The 22,512-nt window shown below is 37.5% G+C and carries 14 protein-coding genes and 1 pseudogene; 9 read left to right on the top strand and 6 right to left on the bottom strand.

All coding sequences use genetic code 11. The annotated features are described in order from the left end of the window. Positions 1–858 precede the first annotated feature (858 nt). Positions 859–2,166, bottom strand: coding sequence for a DEAD/DEAH box helicase (locus MUW56_RS17700; protein ID WP_292014424.1), 1,308 nt, complete (start codon positions 2,164–2,166; stop codon positions 859–861). A gap of 336 nt (positions 2,167–2,502) precedes the next feature. On the opposite strand from MUW56_RS17700, the gene rpsA reads away from it, so the two are divergent. From rpsA to MUW56_RS17720, 4 genes are all read left to right on the top strand, one after another. Next, positions 2,503–4,293: a 30S ribosomal protein S1 gene (rpsA, locus tag MUW56_RS17705; protein WP_292014425.1), complete on the top strand. Its 1,791-nt coding sequence runs from the start codon at positions 2,503–2,505 to the stop codon at positions 4,291–4,293. Between the two features lie 379 nt (positions 4,294–4,672). Beyond that, the gene (locus MUW56_RS17710) at positions 4,673–7,288 is read left to right on the top strand and encodes a T9SS-dependent M36 family metallopeptidase (protein WP_292014426.1); all 2,616 of its coding nucleotides are present in this window, start codon (positions 4,673–4,675) and stop codon (positions 7,286–7,288) included. A 128-nt stretch (positions 7,289–7,416) separates the two neighbouring features. Next, positions 7,417–8,403, top strand: a complete 987-nt coding sequence (locus tag MUW56_RS17715) for a DMT family transporter (RefSeq protein ID WP_292014427.1) — start codon at positions 7,417–7,419, stop codon at positions 8,401–8,403. A gap of 87 nt (positions 8,404–8,490) precedes the next feature. Next, positions 8,491–9,486 (top strand): alpha/beta hydrolase, encoded by a 996-nt coding sequence (locus tag MUW56_RS17720; RefSeq protein ID WP_292014428.1) that lies wholly within the window; start codon positions 8,491–8,493, stop codon positions 9,484–9,486. A 24-nt stretch (positions 9,487–9,510) separates the two neighbouring features. Here MUW56_RS17720 and MUW56_RS17725 read toward each other — a convergent pair whose 3' ends face one another. Further along, on the bottom strand, positions 9,511–10,668 hold the full coding sequence (locus MUW56_RS17725) for an MFS transporter (protein WP_292014429.1): 1,158 nt from the start codon (positions 10,666–10,668) through the stop codon (positions 9,511–9,513). Between the two features lie 75 nt (positions 10,669–10,743). Here MUW56_RS17725 and MUW56_RS17730 point away from each other — a divergent pair, with 75 nt between their 5' ends. After that, the gene (locus MUW56_RS17730) at positions 10,744–11,523 is read left to right on the top strand and encodes a helix-turn-helix transcriptional regulator (RefSeq protein ID WP_292014430.1); all 780 of its coding nucleotides are present in this window, start codon (positions 10,744–10,746) and stop codon (positions 11,521–11,523) included. A gap of 169 nt (positions 11,524–11,692) precedes the next feature. After that, positions 11,693–12,160 carry an SRPBCC domain-containing protein gene (locus MUW56_RS17735; RefSeq protein ID WP_292014431.1) on the top strand — a complete coding sequence of 156 codons (468 nt, stop codon included), beginning with the start codon at positions 11,693–11,695 and terminating at the stop codon, positions 12,158–12,160. Positions 12,161–12,336: 176 nt separating this feature from the next. On the opposite strand, the gene rplS is transcribed toward MUW56_RS17735, so the two are convergent. Beyond that, complete coding sequence (gene rplS, locus MUW56_RS17740) at positions 12,337–12,693, bottom strand: 50S ribosomal protein L19 (protein ID WP_292014432.1); 357 nt, start codon at positions 12,691–12,693, stop codon at positions 12,337–12,339. Between the two features lie 293 nt (positions 12,694–12,986). Here rplS and MUW56_RS17745 point away from each other — a divergent pair, with 293 nt between their 5' ends. Next, positions 12,987–15,722, top strand: coding sequence for a fibronectin type III domain-containing protein (locus tag MUW56_RS17745; protein ID WP_292014433.1), 2,736 nt, complete (start codon positions 12,987–12,989; stop codon positions 15,720–15,722). Positions 15,723–15,856: 134 nt separating this feature from the next. On the opposite strand, the gene MUW56_RS17750 is transcribed toward MUW56_RS17745, so the two are convergent. After that, positions 15,857–17,383, bottom strand: a complete 1,527-nt coding sequence (locus tag MUW56_RS17750) for a membrane-binding protein (protein ID WP_292014434.1) — start codon at positions 17,381–17,383, stop codon at positions 15,857–15,859. 385 nt (positions 17,384–17,768) lie between these two features. Here MUW56_RS17750 and MUW56_RS17755 point away from each other — a divergent pair, with 385 nt between their 5' ends. Continuing rightward, entirely contained in the window at positions 17,769–18,470 is a 702-nt protein-coding gene (locus MUW56_RS17755; RefSeq protein ID WP_292014435.1) for a CoA transferase subunit A, read from the top strand. A 67-nt stretch (positions 18,471–18,537) separates the two neighbouring features. On the opposite strand, the gene MUW56_RS17760 is transcribed toward MUW56_RS17755, so the two are convergent. Then, entirely contained in the window at positions 18,538–20,340 is a 1,803-nt protein-coding gene (locus tag MUW56_RS17760) for an ABC transporter ATP-binding protein (RefSeq protein ID WP_292014436.1), read from the bottom strand. A 121-nt stretch (positions 20,341–20,461) separates the two neighbouring features. Between MUW56_RS17760 and MUW56_RS17765 the strand changes: the two are divergent. After that, positions 20,462–21,114: pseudogene (locus MUW56_RS17765) on the top strand (3-oxoacid CoA-transferase subunit B). Positions 21,115–21,366: 252 nt separating this feature from the next. Here MUW56_RS17765 and MUW56_RS17770 read toward each other — a convergent pair. Beyond that, entirely contained in the window at positions 21,367–22,179 is an 813-nt protein-coding gene (locus MUW56_RS17770) for a DUF4197 domain-containing protein (protein ID WP_292014437.1), read from the bottom strand. Positions 22,180–22,512 lie beyond the last annotated feature (333 nt).

A 22,512-nucleotide genomic window follows, 5' to 3' on the forward strand; every position in this document is an offset into this window, starting at 1 on the left:
TTGTGACTTTTGTGGTTTATAAATTGAGTCCTGAGTTTTTAATAAGCAACCTCCATTTTGCTTTTCATTTTGGTACAATTAAATACGTTTAAAAGCATCATGCACAAAGTATATATTAAGAAGAAAATCAAAGATTTTCAAGAAACTTATGTGAACTTTTACGCGTCGATCTTGGCTCTTAAAATCACTAAAGTGTTTAACTTTTGTGACTTTTGTGGTTTATAAATTGATTCCTGAGTTTTTAATAAGCAACCTCCATTTTGCTTTTCATTCTGGTACAATTAAATACGTTTAAAAGCATCATGCACAAAGTATATATTAAGAAGAAAATCAAAGATTTTCAAGAAACTTATGTGAACTTTTATGCGCAAATCTTGGCTCTTAAAATCACTAAAGTGTTTAACTTTTGTGACTTTTGTGGTTTATAAATTGATTCCTGAGTTTTTTAATAAGCAACCTCCATTTTGCTTTTCATTCTGATACAATTAAATACGTTTAAAAGCATCATGCACAAAGTTAATATAAAGAAGAAAATCAAAGATTTTCAAGAAACTTACGTGAACTTTTACGCGTCGATCTTGGCTCTTAAAATCACTAAAGTGTTTAACTGCTTTTGTGACTTTTGTGGTTTATAAATTGAGTCCTGAGTTTTTTAATAAGCAACCTCCATTTTGCTTTTCATTCTGATACAATTAAATACGTTTAAAAGCATCATGCACAAAGTTAATATAAAGAAGAAAATCAAAGATTTTCAAGAAACTTACGTGAACTTTTACGCGTCGATCTTGGCTCTTAAAATCACTAAAGTGTTTAACTGCTTTTGTGACTTTTGTGGTTTATAAATTGAGTCCTGAGTTTTTAATAAGCAACCTCCATTTTTACCTTTTTGCCTTTCAGCTTTTCATGCTGAAGCTTTCTTAAAACAGCATTCACTTTATTTCTGGCCACTGCAACGTATGATGTGGTATCTTTCACTTCGATAGCCCCCACATCTTCTTTTTGTAATTCTCCTTTTTTAAGCAAGTAGCCAACAATGTCAACCTTATTTACTTTATCCTTTTTTCCGGCACTGATATAAATGGTTTGGAAAGGGGTCTTCTCAGGAATTTTATTGAATCCTGTAACACTTTCTTCCGGGGTGTTGTTTTTGATGAATGGAAAATTTTCTTCCGCAGTCATGATCAGGTAAGCAAAACCTTTTGCGTTCATCCTGGCAGTACGGCCGTTTCTGTGAATAAAAGCATCTTCTTTGGGAGGCAATTGATAATGAACGATGGATTCAACTTCGGGAACATCTAAACCTCTTGATGCCAGATCTGTCGTAATTAAAATTCTTGCGGAATCATTTCGGAACTTCAATAAAGCACGTTCTCTTTCATCTTGTTCCATTCCGCCATGAAAAGTTTCTCTGTCGATTCCTTTTTCGCGTAAGAGTTCAGAGATTCTGTCAACTGCTTCACGGTGATTGCAGAAAATCAGTGTTCTTTTGTTTCCAATTTTACAGATCAGATTAAAAAGCGTATCCAGCTTTTCTTCAGAAATGGTCATTACTTTTCGCAATTGAATATCCGGTTTTACTTCGCTTAATTTTAGAAAATCAACGAGCTTTTCATTTTTTAATCCTGTAAATTTTGGAATTTCATCCATTGCTGTTGCAGAAGTCAGGATGCGTTGTGACAGGCCTTTCAAAGAATTCGAGATGAATTCCATATCTTCATGGAAGCCTAGTTCTAAAGCCTTGTCAAACTCATCTAAAACTAAAGTCTGAATTGTTTTCGGATCAAAATTATTATTTCTTAAGTGGTAAACAACCCTTCCCGGAGTTCCTATTAAAACTGCAGGAGCTTCAATTAAATTGTTGACCTCAATTTTTTTGTCATGACCTCCGTAGCAGACAGAAACCTTAAAATCTGTTCCCATTGCTTTGAAAACCTGTTCAATCTGTAAAGCTAATTCTCTTGCCGGAACTAAAATCAATGTCTGAATTCCTGTAGTATCTTTTTTCAGGTTTCTAAGAACCGGAAATAAAAAAGCAAGTGTTTTCCCTGAGCCTGTAGGTGAGAGCAAAACAACATCTTGTTTGTTTTCTGTAGCTTTATAGGTAGATTTCTGCATTTGATTCATATCCTGAATCTGCAGTTTCTGATAGATTGATTGTAGTTCCATGGTGCAAAGGTAGTGAATTTAGGCGGGGTTGAGAGTGAGGGTATGAGGAAGTTGGTTGTGCTGGTTGAGCGGTTTAAAGTTTTAGTTTCTATTTCTAATCTCATGTCTTGTGTCTTGGCTCTTGGTTCTTCCATAAATACTGATATTCAATTACTTAATAAGATCTCCCGGAAATAAAAAACTATTGCTTATCTTAAATAAAATTCATATCTTTGCACCCACTTTTTGTGTGAAAGGTTTGAAAGGTAAATTATTAAAAATTAATTACTTCCGTATTTTTTAGATTCACATTTATTCAGACCGCTAAAAAAGAAGGAATACAAATTTTATTAGAAAATGTCAAAAGAGACAAATTCAGCAGAGGTTTTATTAAACCAAAACGTAGCACCGGAACAATTTGATTGGGATTCATTCGAATCAGGTCTTGATGCAGATGCGAGAAAAGAAAAAAGCGATTTAGAAGAAATCTACAACGGATCTTTAAACAACTTAGACGATAACGACGTTCTAATTGGTAAAGTAGTAAGATTAACTGACAAAGAAGCTATCGTAGACATCAACTTCAAATCTGAAGGTGTTATCTCTCTAAATGAATTCCGTTACAACCAAGGCCTGAAAGTAGGTGATGAGGTAGAAGTAATGGTGGACAAGAGAGAAGACAAAACTGGTCAGTTACAGTTATCTCACAGAAAAGCAAGAACGCTTAAAGCTTGGGATAAAGTAAACGAACTTCACGAAACTGGTGAAATCGTTAACGGTTTTGTTAAATCCAGAACTAAAGGAGGTATGATCGTTGACGTTCACGGAATCGAAGCATTCTTACCTGGTTCTCAAATTGACGTTAAGCCAATTAAAGATTACGATCAGTTCGTAGGAAAAACTATGGAGTTCAAAGTTGTGAAAATCAACCCTGAGTTCAAAAACGTAGTAGTATCTCACAAAGCATTGATCGAAGCAGATATCGAAGGTCAGAAAAAAGAAATCATCGCTCAGCTTGAAAAAGGCCAGGTTCTTGAAGGTACTGTTAAGAATATTACTTCTTACGGTGTATTCATTGACTTAGGAGGTGTTGATGGATTGATCCACATTACAGACCTTTCTTGGTCTAGAGTGAACCACCCATCTGAAATCCTTGAGGACGGACAAACTGTTAAAGTTGTAATCCTTGACTTTGATGATGAGAAAACAAGAATCCAGTTAGGTATGAAGCAGTTAGAAGCTCATCCTTGGGATGCTCTTTCTGCTGACTTAAAAGTAGGTGACAAAGTAAAAGGAAAAGTAGTAGTTCTTGCTGACTATGGTGCATTCGTAGAAATCGCTCCAGGGGTAGAAGGATTAATCCACGTTTCTGAAATGTCTTGGTCTACTCACTTAAGATCTGCTGGTGACTTTGTAAAAGTAGGTGATGAAGTAGAAGCTGAAGTATTAACTTTAGACAGAGAAGAAAGAAAAATTTCTCTTGGTATCAAGCAATTATCTAAAGATCCTTGGGAAAATATCGAAGCGAAGTATCCGGTAGGATCTCAGCATGTAGGAACAGTAAGAAACTTCACTAACTTTGGTGTATTCGTAGAGTTAGAAGAAGGTATCGACGGATTAATCTACATCTCTGATCTTTCTTGGACTAAGAAAATCAAGCACCCGTCTGAGTTCTGTGCAGTAGGTGATAAATTAGACGTTGTAGTTCTTGAATTAGATATTCAGGCTAGAAGATTATCTCTAGGTCACAAGCAATTGACTGAAAACCCATGGGATAAATTCGAAACTAAATATGCTGAAGGAACTATCCACGCTGGTAAAGCGGTAGAAGTTCACGATAAAGGAGCTTCTGTACAATTCGAAGATGCTGAAGTAGAAGCTTTCTGCCCTTCAAGATTATTAGAGAAAGAAGATGGATCTAAAATCAAAAAAGGTGAAGATGCTGAATTCAAAGTAATCGAATTCAACAAAGAATTCAAGAGAGTAGTAGTATCTCACACAGGTATCTTCAGAGATGAAGAGAAGAAAAACGTAAAAGAATCTTCTTCTAGAAACGTATCTTCTTCTTCAAACAACGAAGAAAGATCTACTCTTGGAGATATCGATGCATTAGCAGAATTAAAAAGAAAAATGGAAGAAGGTAAATAATCCTTAACACCATTTTTATCAATATTGAGCCGCTCTTTGAGCGGCTTTTTTTATAGCCTTGTGGACAATAGATCTGCAAAATGATATTTTTTACAGCCAATACGGGCGGAAAATTATAAAAAATACAACTGCCGGTAAGATGGTTTTTTCTATTGTAGCTCTTATTCTGTAAAAATTATAATCCTGATAAAGTATTGAAAAATGCCTGTCAAAAGAAGCTTGGAGCAATCCTGCCTGCTGACGCTTCTCTTTATTGAAAAATATACAATGGATGTGCCGGTTTGAAAATTTATTTTTATTATTTTATTTTATTGAAATAATGAATAAAAGTTATTTTAATATATTAATTATTTGTAGATTAGCGACTTTAATAATGGATATGAAAAATAAAACTCTACCTATTTTATTTGCTGTATTTTCGGCATTTCCGGCTTTTTTGTTTGGACAAGATAATGAAAGGCTGATTAAAGATTATATTTCTCAAAATAAAACAAGGGAATATAAAAAGTCTGACCTTAACAATTTTATTGTAGATAATGTAGATCAGTCAAAATCATTGGGAGGGAATGTCGTGAAGTTCCTACAAACCTATAATGGTCTGCCTGTGCATAGTTCTGTAGGAACTGCCCTTATTAAGGATAATAGAATTGTTTATTATACGGATAATTTTATAAAAGATTATTCTGCACCTACCTCAAGTACTGCCGTCATCAATAAAGCAGCAGCGTTGCAAAAGATTGCAGATGACTTAAAGAATCCTGAGATTGCTCATTTTACTATTCAGGAATTCTTAGAGAAAAGTGAAAATAAAGCGGCATCAGCAAACCAAAGATTGGTGTATGCAAATGATGGACAAGGGAATTTACGGTTAGCCTATGAATATATCCTGATGGAGCCAAAAACTTCAAATTACTGGAATATTTTAGTAGATGCAAACAACGGAAAGATTCTTGAGAAAAATAACTTAACACTTTCATGTAATTTCCACCCTGATGCTTATGGATCAGAGGTTGGGCATGACCATTCTGAACAATTAGGAAATTTGGCTATTGGACCGGTAAATCAGTCTGGACAAAGCAGTTTCTTATTCTTTGCACCAGATAATGCTTCGTATAATGTTTTCCCAATGCCTATTGAATCGGCAACATTTGGGTCAAGATCTGTTATTACAAATCCTTGGATTCTTGCCGCTTCACCGGAAGGATGGCATTCTGACGGAACCAATCATTATACATACACAAGAGGAAATAACGTATATACTTACGAAGATACCGCCGGAACGAATGCCATAGGCAATACAGCAGATGGAGGAGCATCCAGAAACTTTAATTTCCCTTTTAGTATCAACGGAACGCCTGCATCAAATCAAAATGCAGCCATTACCAATCTGTTTTACCTAAACAATAGGATTCATGATGTCTTCTATCAGTTTGGATTTACAGAGTCTGCCAAGAACTTTCAGCAGAATAACTTTGGAAAAGGAGGGTTAGATGATGATTCAGTATACGCAGAAGCGCAAGACGGCGGTGGAACGAATAATGCTAACTTCGCTTCTCCACCGGATAATTATAACCCGAGAATGCAGATGTATCTGTGGTCTCCTGTCAATAGAAAATTCTTTTACAATGCTCCAAGTGCGGCTGTAACCCGTCAACCGGGTATAGGAACTGCTGATTTTGGTAATGCACTTAATGCGGCAGGTGTTACCGGAAATGTACAGCTATCTCCTGTTTTAGACGGCTGCACAGCTTTACCTGCAGGCGCTCTTACAGGAAAAATAGGTCTGGTTGAAAGAGGAACGTGTGCTTTTGTTATTAAAACAAAAAATCTCCAGGATGCCGGAGCTACAGCTGCAATTGTTTATAACAATGCTGTGAATGGTTCTACATTGGCTAACATGACCGGAACAGATCCTACTATTACAATTTCTACCGTATTGATCACCAATGCTGAAGGAGAATATATCAAAAGCCAGCTGGCTGCTAGTACCACAGTAAATGTTACATTGAAAAATGATCCGGCAACAAGTATCACTCCGGACGGAAGTTTTGATAATGGAATTGTAACTCATGAGTACGGGCACGGAATATCCAACAGACTGACCGGTACAGGATATAACTGTTTGAACTCAGGGGCTGATAAAGAACAAATGGGTGAAGGATGGTCGGATTTCTTTGCTTTAATGTTGACGAATAAGCCTGGTGATAATGCTTCGGTACCTAGAGGAGTGGGAACGTATGTAATGGGTCAGCAGATCACTGGAGTAGGAATCAGACCTGCTAAATATTCGCCTGATTTTACGATCAATAGTTTCACGTACGGAAATACCAACGGAATGGAGTATAACAATGGAACTGCCATAGTGCCTGACGTTCACTCTATCGGATTTGTTTGGGCTACCATGTTATGGGATCTTCACTGGAAATACGTAGAAAAATATGGGTACTCATCCGATGTATTGGCTAATGCGACTAATGGAAGTACAAGAGTACTGCAATTGGTTACCGATGCCTTAAAACTTCAGGGTTGTAACCCTACATTTATTGATGGAAGAAATGCATTGCTAACTGCAGATGCAGCAACCACTCAGGGGCAGGATAAATGTATGATCTGGAATGTTTTTGCAAAAAGAGGATTAGGCTTGAATGCTTCAGCAGGATCAAAAACCAATATCAACGATCAGGTACAGGACTTCACCGTACCGGCAGAATGTATGTTGGCTACCAATGAAGTGAAATCTGTTAAAGAAAACAAGATTTCTATCTATCCCAACCCTGCTAAAGATGAGTTTTATATTAATTTCCCAAGCAATACCCTTGGAAAAGTGAGTGTAGAGCTTTATGATATGTCAGGTAAACTGGTTTCTTCTGAAGATAAGATCTCACCGGAGAATAAAAAAGCGATTTCTACAAGCAACCTGGTCAATGGAACGTATATGGTAAAAGTGAAAGGACTTGGTATGGAAGCTTCTTCAAAAGTAATTGTTAAAAAATAACGAACTTATATAATCAATTTCAGAAATCGCCGCAAGCAGAGCTTGCGGCGATTTTATTTATCTATTAAGGCAATGCCCCTGCAGGTTTTAATTTATATATCGTAACTTTGCAGGCTGTTAAAAAAATTATGAAGAAGAAAAATATACTAAAAGGTGTTTTATTTGTAGGAATTGGAGCTAGTATATATGGTATGTTGGCCACTTTTGTGAAAATGGCTTATCATGATGGTTTTACAACCTCTGAGGTGACTACCTCCCAATTCGTATTAGGGTTGACGGGACTTTTGATCCTTAATTTTATTCAGACCCTAACCTCAAAGCAGAAATTATCACTGCCAAGTTCTAAGGAAGTCAGAATGCTGATCCTTGCAGGAACTTCGTTGGGAGGAACAAGTTTATTCTATTATATCGCGGTACAGTATATCAACGTTTCCATTGCAATCGTATTGCTGATGCAGTCTGTATGGTTCAGTGTGGTGGTGGAAAGTATTCTTACCAAAAAACTGCCCAACGCAAGAAAAGTAATTTCTGTGGTTATTGTATTGCTGGGAACAGTGCTGGCGACGAATCTTATTAATATGGACATAGAACTGGACTGGCATGGAGTCTTCTGGGGACTGATGGCGGCAGCTTCGTATACACTGACCATGTTTACGTCAAATACCCTGGCTACACATCTGCCGGTTTTCAGAAAGAGTATCATCATGCTGGCGGGTGGTTCCATTGTGGTTTTTGCATTCCTATTCTTTGCCCAGATAGGACCGATGTATTTTGATGGCTTAAAATCATTATACTTAAACTTTACAGAAAATACGGAACATATTCATCCATTTAATTACTCAATATTCTGGACATACGGATTTGTGCTGGCCCTGTTTGGAACCATCATTCCGCCTGTCTTATTTAATATTGGCTTTCCGAATGCAGGGCTGGGACTGGGAAGTATTGTTTCATCACTGGAACTTCCGGTTTCCGTAACGATGGCTTTTGTTTTATTGGGTGAAAAAGTGCTTTTGATCCAATGGGGCGGAATTATTCTGATCCTGTTTGCGATTGTCCTGATGAACTTACCGTCTAAAAAGGAAAAGAAAGTTCCCGTAGCAGAATGGTCTTAAAAATATAATATTGAAATAAAAAAACAGTTAAAAACCGCTTCTTTTGGAGTGGTTTTTTTAATTTTAATGCTTTAAAAATGTAGTTTCATGAAATATTTCAGAAATAGAGTTGCCGGGATGGTACTAATGGCTGCTCCAGCCGTACTGTTTTCTCAGGTGAAACCTTTAGATGCTGTGCTTTCAGAATACCAATATCCTTATGCAGTTCATTTTATCAGCTTGCCATCTCAGCATAACGATCTGAAGATGGCATATATGGATGTACATCCTCAGAAATCAAACGGGAAAACAATCATGCTCCTCCATGGGAAAAATTTTAATGGAGCGTATTGGAAGAAAACGGCTGAGGATTTGTCAGCTAAAGGCTTTAGAGTGATCATTCCGGATCAGATCGGATTTGGAAAATCTTCTAAACCCCAGGCTTACCAGTTTTCCTTTTCACAGCTGGCAGAAAATACCAAAGCTGTCCTGGATGAGCTGAAGATCGATAAAACCATTGTGCTGGGACATTCTATGGGCGGGATGGTGGCTACCAGATTGACGCTGCTTTATCCTGAAAAAGTTCAGAAACTGATCCTGGAAAATCCAATCGGGCTCGAAGATTATAAAACCTTTGCAGCGTATCAAACCATAGACCAGGCTTATCAGGCAGAGCTGAAAAATACGGCGGAAACCTATAAAAACTACCAATTAAAGTTTTATTATGATAACCAATGGAAAGATGAATACCAGCCCTGGCTCGACTTAATTGCGGGATGGACTCTTCATAAAGATTATCCCCAGGTAGCATGGGATGCAGCCTTGACTTCGGATATGATTTATAATCAGCCGGTCTGCTACGAATTTAAAAATATAAAGACTCCGACTTTACTAATCATTGGTACAAGAGACAGGACAGCTATAGGAAAAGATCGGGCCCCTAAAGAACTTCAGCCGAAAATGGGACAGTACCAGGAGCTGGGGAAGAAAACACAACATGAAATTGCCGGTTCACAACTGGTGGAACTTGAAAATGTAGGCCATCTTCCCCATATCGAGGTTTATCCCAAATTTTTTAAAGCTTTATATGATTTTATAAAATAAAGGTTCATGGCTATAAAGGCGGTCTCAATTCCCGGGTAGTCGTTTATTTTTTTGATGAAACAGCAGAAGAGAAATCACTCCGGTTCCAGAAAAAAGCAGACATGAAATTCCCAGATTTTGAATCCAGCCTATACTGACCAATCCTGACCCTATCAATATATAATAAATGAGCCCCAGCAAAGCGCCGGCACTTCCTGTTTCATTCCTGTACTTTATGAGTGCTGTGCTTAGGACATTCGGAATGGCAATACTGAATGCCATGACGATAAAAAAATAAGGAATTAAAAAGTACAGGCCGTGATCTGATAAAATCCAGACCAAAAAAGAAGCAATAAATGATCCCAGGGTGCTTGAAATTACTAAAGTTTTTGGCGAATGGCTCTTTAAAAGCAAAAATCTGTTAAGCTGCGCCCCTGCAAAAGTTCCCACTGCCAGTACAATACTGCTGTATCCAAAAGCATATGATGAATAATGCTGCGCTTTGAAAATAAAAGGTGCCAGTGAATAATAGGAAAACAGCAGAACGTTAAAACTCATAACCAGTAAACAGGATCTGATGATCTCATGGTCTTTAAGCATTCTCTTCAACAGGTTGATCAAAGTACTGAAATTAACTTCTTTTTTGGAATGCAGGGTTTCGGAAACGTTTCTTCTGGAGATGAAGAAAAATAAGACCGCTAGCAGATATAAAGTGATAAATACCCCTTGATATCCCGCGGTAGAAACAAGTAGGGATCCTGTGATCATCCCGATAATAGGGCTGATGGATAAACCTATTCCGATCCAGGAAAATACTTTGCTGATGTGGTCTTTATCATATGAATCGCGTAAAATAGTCTGTGTCACAATAGAACCCACCGAAATTCCGAACGCAGCAGTAATTCTGGCGATCAGAAGAATGGTGAAATTAGGGGCGAAAACAGCAGCTAAAGTTCCAATTCCATAAGTAATAAGCCCATATTCCAATGATTTCTTCCTTCCTATTCTGTCACACTGAACTCCCCAAAATGCAACTCCCCAAGCAAATGCTATAAAGTATAAACTTATGGTAAGCGTCACAGATTCTTCTTTCACTTTAAATAGCTCCTGAACTATGGGCAGGACCGGGCTGTAAATGGTTTCTACGAACTGTGGAAGCATTACAAGAAGGGTCAGCAGCCAGAGCGGATTTGTCTTTTTCATTTTTTTCTGCAAAGGTTTAAAAAAATCAATGTATATTTATAATGATATAAAAACAAAAAATATCAAAAATAGGACATGGCTGTACTGAAACAAGATCAGGAATTTGATGCAGATTCTATTGAGGGTAACGTAATAGGAATTGCTTCCGATATGGTAATGCATGATTCAGGTTTTCATTTTCATGCCACAAAAGCGCAGCTGCTGTATGCTCCCTCAGGCTGCATGACGGTTACTACCGCCGACAGGCAGTTTGTTCTGCCTCCATTCAGGATGCTTTGGATTCCGGCTCATGAAGTTCACCGGGTGAATTTCCGGAATATTGTAGCATATAGATCTATTTACTTTGATGATTATGCTGCAATCCATATGAATTCCGGTCTTAGAGTCTTGCATGTGAATCCTCTGTTAAAAGAAATTATCGAAAGAATTTGTTTTTGGGAATGGGCCGCTCTTGATGACAGCCAGAACCATATGGTAAAGGTATTCTGGAATGAAATGAATGAGGCGGCTGAAGAGAAATTAGGGCTTAGGATGCCTCAGGACAGGCGTTTTAAAAAGATAACAGAAGAGTGGGCCAAGAGGCTTACGCTGCCGCCGATGTTGAAAATCCTGGCAGAAGAAACCGGAGCTGTTGAAAAAACAATCAGCCGGGTCTTTAAAAAAGAAACAGGATTGAGCTATCAGGAGTGGAGGCAGCAATGGCGTCTTCAGCGGTCAATTGAGCTTTTGGTAGACGGGAATTCAATCGGCGAGGCGGCACATATTCTGGATTTTTCCTCAGACAGTGCTTTTATTGAGTTTTTTAAAAAACATACAGGATCCACTCCTTTGCAGTATCTGACGAAAAATGAGTGAACATGGATCCCATCACCGTACATAAGCTTATGTATTAATATCAAACACAGCAATCGAAGATTTGGCGGATGGTGTAAGCAGCATATTAGCTTGGGCCAGATATTTCTTGCCTTATGCAAAGTTTATTGAAAAATAAATGACATAAAATTGTATTACCAATACAATAGTTATGAAAACAATGAATAAAAGCAATGTGGACCATTACACGCATACCATTGAAGTAGAAACTCCCTCGGATAAAGTATATAACGCTCTAACTCACGAAATTCCTCTTTGGTGGTCCGAAATGTTTGAAGGTTCATCTGTAAAAGCCGGTGATGCATTCACTATAAGATTTGGAGATAAGATTCACAAAACAATGAGAGTGAAAGAATCAATACTCAATTCAAAAGTGATCTGGTATGTTGAAGACTCGCTGATCGCCCTTCCGGTATTAAAGAATCAGACAGAGTGGATCGGAACCTATATAGTTTGGGAAATAAAGCAGAAGGAAAACAGTACTCGGTTGCAAGTTACCCATATCGGCTTACGACCGTCTACTGAATGCTATGACATATGTTCCGAGGGGTGGCTGCAGTTTACCAACAGCCTGAAACTGTTCTTGGAAACAGGAAAAGGAAATCCGTATACCAAGTAGCATCACATTGTGATGGGCGATCAGAAAATAAATTGTGAAATTTATCCATCGTTTATGATAGGGTGATGAGCGGATAACAGGACCGGGCTCCTCAGGAAATAATTGTTGTTGTATGGACAAAAAAAAGAAGCTGTTTACACGTAAACAGCTTCTTTTTGCATTTATTGTTGTCTGAATTATTTCTTCTTGTAAGCAGCGTCTTTAATTCTAGCTTTTTTACCTCTAAGATCTCTGAAGTAATAAATTCTAGCTCTTCTAACTCTACCTCTTCTGTCAACTTCGATTTTTTGAAGTGCAGGCATGTTGATAGGGAATACTCTTTCTACACCTACATCACCACTCATTTTTCTGATGGTAAAAGTTTTTGTAGTTCCAGCACCTCTTAATTGGATTACTGTTCCTTTGAAGAACTGAGTTCTTGTCTTTTGTCCTTCTTTAATTTCGTAATACACAGTAATTGTATCACCAGCTTTGAATTCAGGGAATTCTTTTTTCGTAATGTACTTGTCTTGTACGTACTTTAATAAATCCATTATTAATAAAATAAAATGTTAAAGCTAAGCAACTTACACGTTTTTCGTCAGAGGTTGAATAACAGGTTGCAAATGTACAAAATAGTTTCTTAATATACCAAATAATTAATGTGCTAAAAACTATAATTTTTTCATTCCAGTTTTGGTAAAAAATTAACAGATCCTTTAAGATTCCATCAGGTAGAGTTTATACAGGAAATCTACTTTTGCCCGAAATAAAAATCTGAATAATGATTTTTAATACACTGATTTACAATTTAAAACTATATGTGTTATTTTAAAACTAATTAATTATGAAACATTATTTCTTCTTTTTTTGTTTCGCGGTTCAGATGGCATTCGGACAGGTTTTGTTTCCCTATTTACAAAATCCGACTCCGAATTCTATGATCGTTAATTGGAAAACGGCTTCCAATAACGAAACTACTGTGATCTACGGGAATTCTCCAACGAATCTGAATGTAACCGTTACCGGTACTACCAATATTTTTTCAGATACAGGATACAATAATAACTATTACTATCACACTGCGAAAATTAATAATCTGCAGCCTAATACCAAGTATTATTATAAAATAAAAACCGGAACCAGCGAATCTGCGGTGTATAATTTCAGAACACTTCCTTTACCGGGGCAGCCGGTCACGGCCGATGGAAAGATCCGTTTTTTGATCATGGGTGATAACCAGATTAAAGCGGAGCCGAGATATGACAGTCTTACTTTAAATGCCTTTAAGAAATTAAAACAAAAATTCGGGCCTAATGCCGACCCGTCAGATCATATTGCCCTTACCTTTATGGTAGGAGATCAGGTAGATGTCGGAACTTTGGATCATTATGAGAATGTTCATTTCAGAAAGAATATCAAACTATCTCCTTATCTGCCTATCCAGACGACAGTAGGAAATCATGAAACGTATGGAAGTTTGGGAATGAATTCTTATTATGCTCATTTTTATATTGATGAAATTAAATATAAGAACATCAGTTCCGGAAATGAGAACTATTATGCCCAGCAGGCAGGCAATGTATTGTTTATAAGCCTGAGTTCCGAACATACGGGAGCAGCCCAGCAGACATGGCTGCAGCAGGTCTTAAATGAAGCCAACAATGATCCTACAGTAGACTGGATTATTTCTTTAAGCCACAGGCCGTATCAGGCAGAACAGTATGTAGGAGATATTTCTGCCTGGGTAAGAAATAATGCAGTACCTCTTTTAGTTACCTCGGATAAATATCTGATGCACGTAGGAGCTCACCATCATCTTTACCACAGAGGACAGTTGAAAAACACCCCGAATTATCAGATTATTTCAGGAGGAACCGCATGGGACCAGTATTGGGGAATGTCTAATGAACAGGACTTTGATGATGTTCAGAAAACATTGACTGACTGGACGTACCAGATCGTGGAAGTAGACGTACAAAGCGGAAAAGTAGATATAGAATGTTACTCTATCGGAGGAATATATACTAAGAAAAACAATGAATTGGTAGATTCTTTCCACCGGTATAAAAACCAGCCGAAACCGGTAAAACCTTCTGTTACCAATACGTTCAGTGGGCCGGTTACATTGCCTTTGACATTGAACGGAAGCGCATTTTCATCTCCCAACGGAGAACTGTTGAATACAACCCAGTTTCTGATCAGTAAAGCAGCAGACTTTTCTGTTATTGAAAAAGAGGTTTACCGTGATTTTGAAAACTGGTTTGGAAAAGACGGAAGCGGAAATCCGGATAAAACCAAAAACCTGAATGACGGGGTAGATATTACCAAAGTAACGCTGGCCGCCAATTCTATCCCGAACGGTATCTATTATGTAAAAACCCGTTACAGAGACAGAAACCTGGAGTGGAGTGAATGGAGTGATGTAAAACAGTTTGAAATCACAGGAAGTGTGGTGTCAAACCCTGCCTTTGCGTTAGATAAAACGGAATATACACAAAATGAATCGATAACAGCCACTTTCACAGGAGGCCCGGGAAATCAGCAGGATTGGGTTGGGATCTACAAAAAAGGACAAACCCCTGCAACGACGACTTCCCAGGGCTATATTTATACGAATGGGCAGACTGCCGGAACGGTTACTTTTAATAATGGGTTGGCAAATAAAGGACAATATTTTGCAGGCTTTTTTGCCAACGGCGGATATACGGAAATTACGCCAAGAAAGAATTTTTATGTAGGTCCGAAGGTTCAGCTGCAGGCGACTGCCGATGCCTATCCTGTAGGAGGAACAGTTACGATTAATTTCAGCAATGGTCCGAACCTAGTAAAAGACTGGGTCGGGATTTATAAAATGGGGCAGACTCCCGGAACAACCAATTCCATCAAATGGAGCTATGTGACAACGGCATCCGGAACCCTTAATTTTACTGGTCTTCCGAAAGGATACTACTATGCTCAGTATTTACTTGAAGACGGATACACCGGCATAGGGGAAAAGGTATTCTTTAAAGTGGGTGATATTGTAACAGAATTGTGGACCAACAAACCGGTATATACCTTGGGTGAGAATATTACCGCTTCATGGACGGATTCTCCGGGGATCATCAAAGACTGGCTTGGAATTTACCCGCAGAATATTCAGATTCCTGATGATAACTTTGTCTCTTATACTTATTTTGATGGAGTGACACAGGGAACTAAAACAATACAGGGAACGGCAGTGCCTGCTGCACCGGGAAATTATTATATGGTAATGTTTACCAATGATTCCTATACGGAAGTTTCAAACAGGGTACAGTTTCAGGTGACGGGAACCTTAGGCGTGGATGAAGCAAAAAGTACTGAGAAAAATGTAGTTTTATATCCAAATCCTACAAAGCCTGGTGAGCCGACCTTTATTAAAAGTGACTACCCAATAGAGAAGATTGAATTGGTATCGGCAGCAGGAGAGCTATTGTATGTTTCCAAAAATATCAATAACCAGCGTTTTTCTTTAGTCAATGAAAACCTTCCGAAAGGAGTATATTTTGTCAAAGTACACGCAAGAAAATTATTTACTTTAAAACTGATCATTCAGTAAACAGTAAACTAAACACAAGTATAATTTAGAGACCGCCAGAAATGACGGTCTCTTTTTTGCAAAAATTATGTATTTAATTATAAAAAAAGCAGTTCCAAAAAATTGAAACTGCCTTTGTATTTATAATTGGTGATTTAGTCAAAATAATATAAATCATCCTCACTGAGTATCGTCTGGTTTTCAGCAGATACATACTCATCCTGTGCATCGGCAAGAGTCTTGGTTTCCTGGATAAGCTTTCCGTCCGTATTATAAACTTTTAACAAGATCCATTTTCCATTACGTTCAAGTTCTTTGGTTCCGTTTGGCGTTTTTAGTTTTATTTTTCCGGTTTGAAGAACACCTGCCTTTACAGAAGATTTGTTGGCAGGTTTACCTTTTGCATACTGTACAATTTGTGCTGTGAAATAGTAATCCTCTCCATCTTCACTAAGGGGTTGTGTAAAGGTATACAAAACAGCTCCTTTATTATCATAAACTGTTGCTTCATAGCTTGTTTGCTTAGCGTTCAGCTTTTTTTCATAATTCAGCTTCTGATCTTCAGAAAAGTTTTTTGTATTCACAATGATACCGTCTTTATATACTATTTCATTCAGACCTTCATAAGCAGTACCGTTATAAGGCATATCATCTTTATACGTCAAGGTAGATTTCAATTTTCCATCCGGACTGTAATACTTGATCTCCTGTGTAATATCATCTTTTACGCTCTTCTCGGAGACTAATTTTCCGCTTTCATCAAAATATTTGCTCAGGATGACAGATCCGTTTTTATAGCTGTCAATACTTGACATTTGAGTATAATCATAGTTAAGCTGATAATCTTCACCGTCCATCGGTGTATAAACATCATTGTCTTTGTCATACTGATAAACGAGATGTCCTATTTTTTTGCCGGATTCATCATAAGTGGTTTTGTACCCCTCTTTTTTATTTCTTTTCTGTTCCTGCAGGATCTTTCCATTCTTAGCATAGATAACACCTTCCTTTATACTGCCGTCACTTTTATACTTTTCAATTTTAGAAAGTCTCATCGGATCATGATAATATTCTACCAGCATAGTCTCACCGTCTGCAGAACTGCTGCCCAGATATTTTCCTTTTTCACCATAATATTTAATCTCGTATTTTCCCTCTTTATCGGTAATGGTTTCGTATCGAATTCCCTTGATATCTTCATCATATACGATAGTTTTGAGAGGTAAAGAATTCTCGTAGGTGGTCACGCTGTTATAAAAGTATTCGTTTTCAGGATCTTTGTAGCTAAAGGTTTTTCCACTGAAGGTACCGTCTGCTTTATAGATCATATCTTCAGACAATTTACCTGAAACATCGTAAGATTGAGAGATCCCAACCTGTTTGCCTTTAGAATAGGTTACCATGCTCATTACTTTTCCTTCGGGAGTATACCAGGTAACCTTACCCTCAAAAACTTCATTGCCCGGAGTGGTATCGGATGCCATCCCTTCCATTTGAAGCGTTCCGTTTTTATAGAAATCCTTGATTAAAGTAAGTTGGCCTTTAGCTGAAGTTTCCCGGTAGTACTCCATCTTGTCCTGGGTGGCCTTTTCCCAGTTTTCATCGAAATAAGTCCTTTCCTGCGCATATATATTGATGCTGAGTACGAATGCAAGCAGGGCTGATGTAAATAATTTTTTCATGTTTTTTTGATTACGTTTTATTTTTTATGAAATGAATGATCTGCTTTTAGACCGTATAGAAAGTCGAAAGAGCAGGAGAGGCAGATGAAGACTGCCGCAGAATAATTGGTTATATTGAAATGGTGTTATTAATATTTTTTAATGGTGGGCGACAAAAATAATAAAATATCCCGTTATTATGAGTTTTAAAAGTTAAATATATATCATTTTTAAGGGAATTGCAGAATTTTTAAATTCTATCGTCTGCATTTTGGGGATGACCTGTATTTTTTATTTTCTCAATAAAGATCAGCAGAGATCGTCTTCCAATAATTCAGATGAATCGTAAACATAGGATATATGAGAAAATTTATTAAATTTAGCCAACAGAAAAATCTAATATTTCATGATAGATAAAAGAGTAAAAAATGCAAAGGAGGCCATCGACGGAATTAAAGATGGAATGACACTGATGCTGGGCGGATTTGGGCTTTGCGGTATTCCTGAAAATTCAATTAATGCTTTGGTAGAAAGCGATGTGAAAGATCTTACCTGTATTTCAAACAATGCGGGGGTAGATGATTTCGGATTGGGATTATTGCTTCACAAAAGGCAGATTAAAAAAATGATCTCTTCTTATGTAGGAGAAAATGCTGAATTTGAAAGACAGATGCTTTCGGGAGAACTTGATGTAGAGCTTACTCCGCAAGGGACTTTAGCAGAAAAATGCAGGGCTGCCCAGGCCGGAATTCCTGCTTTTTATACTCCGGCAGGCTATGGTACCGAGATTGCAGAAGGAAAAGAAGTAAAAGAATTCAATGGTAAGCCCCATATTTTGGAACATGCTTATGATGCTGATTTTTCTATCGTAAAAGCATGGAAAGGAGATTACGCAGGAAATCTTATTTTCAAAGGATCTGCAAGAAATTTTAACCATCCTATGGCCGGTGCCGCTAAAATAACCATTGCTGAAGTAGAAGAATTGGTGGAACCCGGAGCATTGGATCCCAACCAAATTCATATTCCGGGAATCATGATCCAGAGAATTTTTCAGGGAGAAAAATTTGAAAAAAGGATCGAGCAGCGAACGGTTAGGACTAAAGAATAATTTTCTGAGGAAAAATAATGTTACTATAATAACAAAGCGCTGAAGTTCTTATTCAGCGCTTTGTTGTTTATGCTTGCGGGGTGAGCATTTTTCTTTCCCCGATTTGTTGCCGCCACATCGCATAATACAATCCTTTTTCGTCAATTAATTGATCATGCGAACCCGTTTCTATCACTTGTCCGCGTTCGAGGACATAAATTTTATCTGCATGCATGATCGTACTTAAACGATGGGCAATGAGAACCGTAATTTGTTCCTTTTCTTTTGAAATGTCTTTGATGGTAGATGTTATTTCTTCTTCAGTAATACTGTCCAATGCGGAAGTAGCTTCATCAAAAATCAATAAATGAGGCTTTCTTAAAAGAGCCCGCGCGATGGCAATTCTCTGTTTTTCCCCACCGCTCAGCTTTAGTCCGCCTTCACCGATAACGGTTTCGATACCTTTTTCAGCCCTTTCCAGCAATGTGGTACAGCTCGATTTCTGTAAAGCAGTTTCCAGTTCCCGTTCTGTAGCTTTTGGATTGACAAAAAGAAGATTTTCCTTGATTGTTCCTGCAAAAAGCTGCGTATCCTGGGTGACAAAACCAATCTGATTTCTCAGTTCATCAAAATCAAATTCCTTTCCATTGATGGTATTGTAAAAAATGCTTCCTTCCTGAGGTCTGTAAAGCCCAACCAGTAATTTTACCAATGTGCTTTTTCCTGAACCGCTTGGCCCCACGAAAGCAATGGTTTCCCCATTTTTAACCTCAAAAGAAATATTGTTTAAGGCTTTATATTGAGCCGACTGATGTTTGAAAGAAACATTTTTAAATTCCAATTCTTCGATAGCCCCAATTTGCTTTGGATGAAGTGGTTTTTCTTCCACTTCTTTTTTCATTAAACGGTCAAAGTTATGAAGAGAAGCTTCGGCCTCCCGGTACGAAATGATGATATTCCCTATTTCCTGCATAGGCCCGAAAATGAAAAAGCCATAAAACATAAGAGAAAGATATTGTCCCGGAGTGACAATATTTTTAAAAATTAAGAACAATAAGGTCAGTGTGATCATCTGTTGAAGAAAATTGACCATAGTTCCCTGAATAAAGCTTAGAGAACGGATACTCTTTACCTTTCTGAGTTCAAGCCCAAGAATCTTGTAAGTATTATTATTCAAACGGTTGATTTCCTGGTTGGTCAGTCCTAAACTTTTAACAATTTCTATATTCCTTAAACTTTCTGTAGTGCTTCCGGCTAAAGATGTTGTTTCTGAAACAATATTTTTCTGAATGATTTTTATCCTCTTGCTTAATAAATTGGTAATGAATGCAATCAGGAAAATACCGCAGATATACACCGGCATAATCGACCAATGTAAGCGGATAGCATACACGGAAACGAAAATAATACTTACTAAAATTCCAAAGAAAATATTAATGAAATTGGTGATAAACTTTACAGAATCTTCCCTTACTTTCGTCAAAATGGATAAGGTTTCACCACTTCTCTGATCTTCAAATTCCTGAAAAGGCAATGCCATTGAATGTTGCAGTCCGTCTGTAAATATTTTTGCCCCAAACTTCTGGGTGATAACACTTACCACATAATCCTGAAAAGCTTTGGCAATCCTGCTTACCATGGCTGTTCCAATCAGTAATCCTAAAAAATAAAAAGCACCATGGTACATTTTATTTCCGTACAAATATTCGCTCAGGTTTCTGGGTACCAGTTTTTCCTTATCAAAAAAATTAGGATGGGTAACCAGCTGATCCAGGATATTCCCAGTAATCGCCGGAGCAAATAAAGAAAAAACCTGATTAATGGTTGCCAGCAGCAAAGAAGTGGCAATTAACCATTGGTAAGGCTTAAGGTATCTTAAAAGTATTTTCATTCTATTAAATAATGATACAAAATTAAAGATATTATTTTGACTAACACTGTTAATTATTAAGCATGACAAAGCCCTTTTGTATTCGATTGAAAATATTTAAATTGCAGTCTAAGTTTTTATTATGCTTACAAAAGAACAAATTGCCAAAAGAATTTCAAAAGAACTGAAAGATCGCTATTATGTAAACCTGGGAATAGGAATTCCTACTTTGGTTGCCAACTATGTTCCGGAAGGGATTTCCGTAGAATTCCAGAGTGAAAACGGAGTGTTGGGGATGGGACCATTCCCTTTTGAAGGTGAAGAAGATGCAGACATCATCAATGCCGGAAAACAAACGATAACCATTTTGCCCGGAGGTTCATTCTTTGACTCTGCCTTCAGCTTTGGAATGATCCGCGGTCAGAAAGTAGACCTTACCATTCTTGGAGCGATGGAAGTTTCAGAAAACGGAGATATAGCCAACTGGAAAATTCCGGGAAAATGGTGAAAGGAATGGGAGGAGCGATGGACCTGGTGGCTTCTGCTGAAAATATTATCGTGGCTATGATGCACGTCAACAAAGCAGGAGAAAGTAAAATCCTTAAAAAATGCACACTTCCTTTAACAGGCGTAAACTGTGTAAAAAGAGTTGTTACTGAATTAGCCGTCCTGGATATTACTCCGGCAGGGTTTAAACTGGTGGAAAGAGCACCGGGAGTTTCGGTAGAACATATTGTCAAGTCCACAGAAGCTGACCTGATCATTGAAGGTGAAATTCCTGAAATGCAATTCTAATAAAATAAAAACCTTGCCAGCGGCAAGGTTTTTTTATGCAGTTTAAACTGATTATTATAAACCACAAAAGTCACAAAAGCAGTTTAAACACATAAGGTATTTAAGTCATAAACTTTATGCATAAGAAGTGTACTTAAGCTTTGTAAATCTGTAATCTTCTGTTTCAAGACAAAAGTAAAGTATATAAAAAAGCAGTCTCATGATGAAACAGCCTTATATTTTAAGGGTTGGTTTATCAATCCAACTTTTGATTTATTTTCCATCCTGTGCTCCAAACACCTTCTGCAAGATACTCGTCGTTCTCATTGCCGGTGTATTTCTGATTCCGCTTTCTTTCTGAGCGACCATTTTGAATACTCCATTGATGGTTTCGGTCGTCACATATTCGTTGAGGTCCGTAGTAACGGACTGTCCTGTAAAAGTATTGTATTTTGAGATCAGGTTTTTCCAGACGGTATCGGCACCCACTTTACCTAATGAAGCTTTTACCTTGGGCTGAAAAGCCGTGAACAGCTGGCTCTGTGTCTTGCCCTGAAGGTAATTTGTTGCGGCATTATCACTGCCTAACAGAATATTTTTGGCGTCTGTAATCGTCATCGAGGTAATAGCACTGGTAAAAATAGGAGCAGCTTCCGTCACTGCATCTTCAGCAGCCCTGTTTAATAATTTTACCCCTTCGTCAGCAAGACTTCCCATTCCTAGAGAACGCAAGGTGGTATCAATCTTTCTTAACTTTTCAGGCATTAAAATCTTTACCGCTTCATTTTTGAAAAAACCATCCGTTATAGCGAGCTTCTTTACTCCATCCGTAACGCCGAGATTCAATGCTTCTTTTAGTCCTGATGAAATCTGTGTGGAAGTAAGATTTCCCAGATTGGTGGAAGAGCTGATAGAAGTATGGGCAGATGTTGCGGGAGTACCTGCTGCCGTTCCTTTTGTCTTTACCGGAGCATTCAGATCCACTCCTGTTTTATCTTTAACGGTAGATTTGATCATATCTAAAATTTGAGCCTGTGTAGAAATTGAAAATAATAACCCGGCTGCCAGAGAAATGCTTTTTTTCATCGTATTTTTTTTACAAATTTAAATGTTTATTTGTTGTAGTCGCTTACACTTAGCAAAAAATAAACCACAAATTTTTTCAGGCATTTTAGTAAGTTTAAAAAATACTGTAATAGGGAAAGACCAAAGATTTTCAAAAACTTAGGCCTATTTCTCATCCATACGTCTATCCTTCACCTATCAGTATTTTATAATTGAATAAATGAAGAGAAATTCAACTTATTTTTTGAAATTTTTACTTATTTTTAATGTTTTATAGTGTAATTTGTAATTTTTAATAGAAATAAGTTCAAATTATCTAAAAAGGGTTGGTAAGTTTTGGAAAATCATTATATT

It is taken from the genome of Chryseobacterium sp., assembly GCF_022869225.1.
Classification (GTDB): Bacteria; Bacteroidota; Bacteroidia; order Flavobacteriales; family Weeksellaceae; genus Chryseobacterium.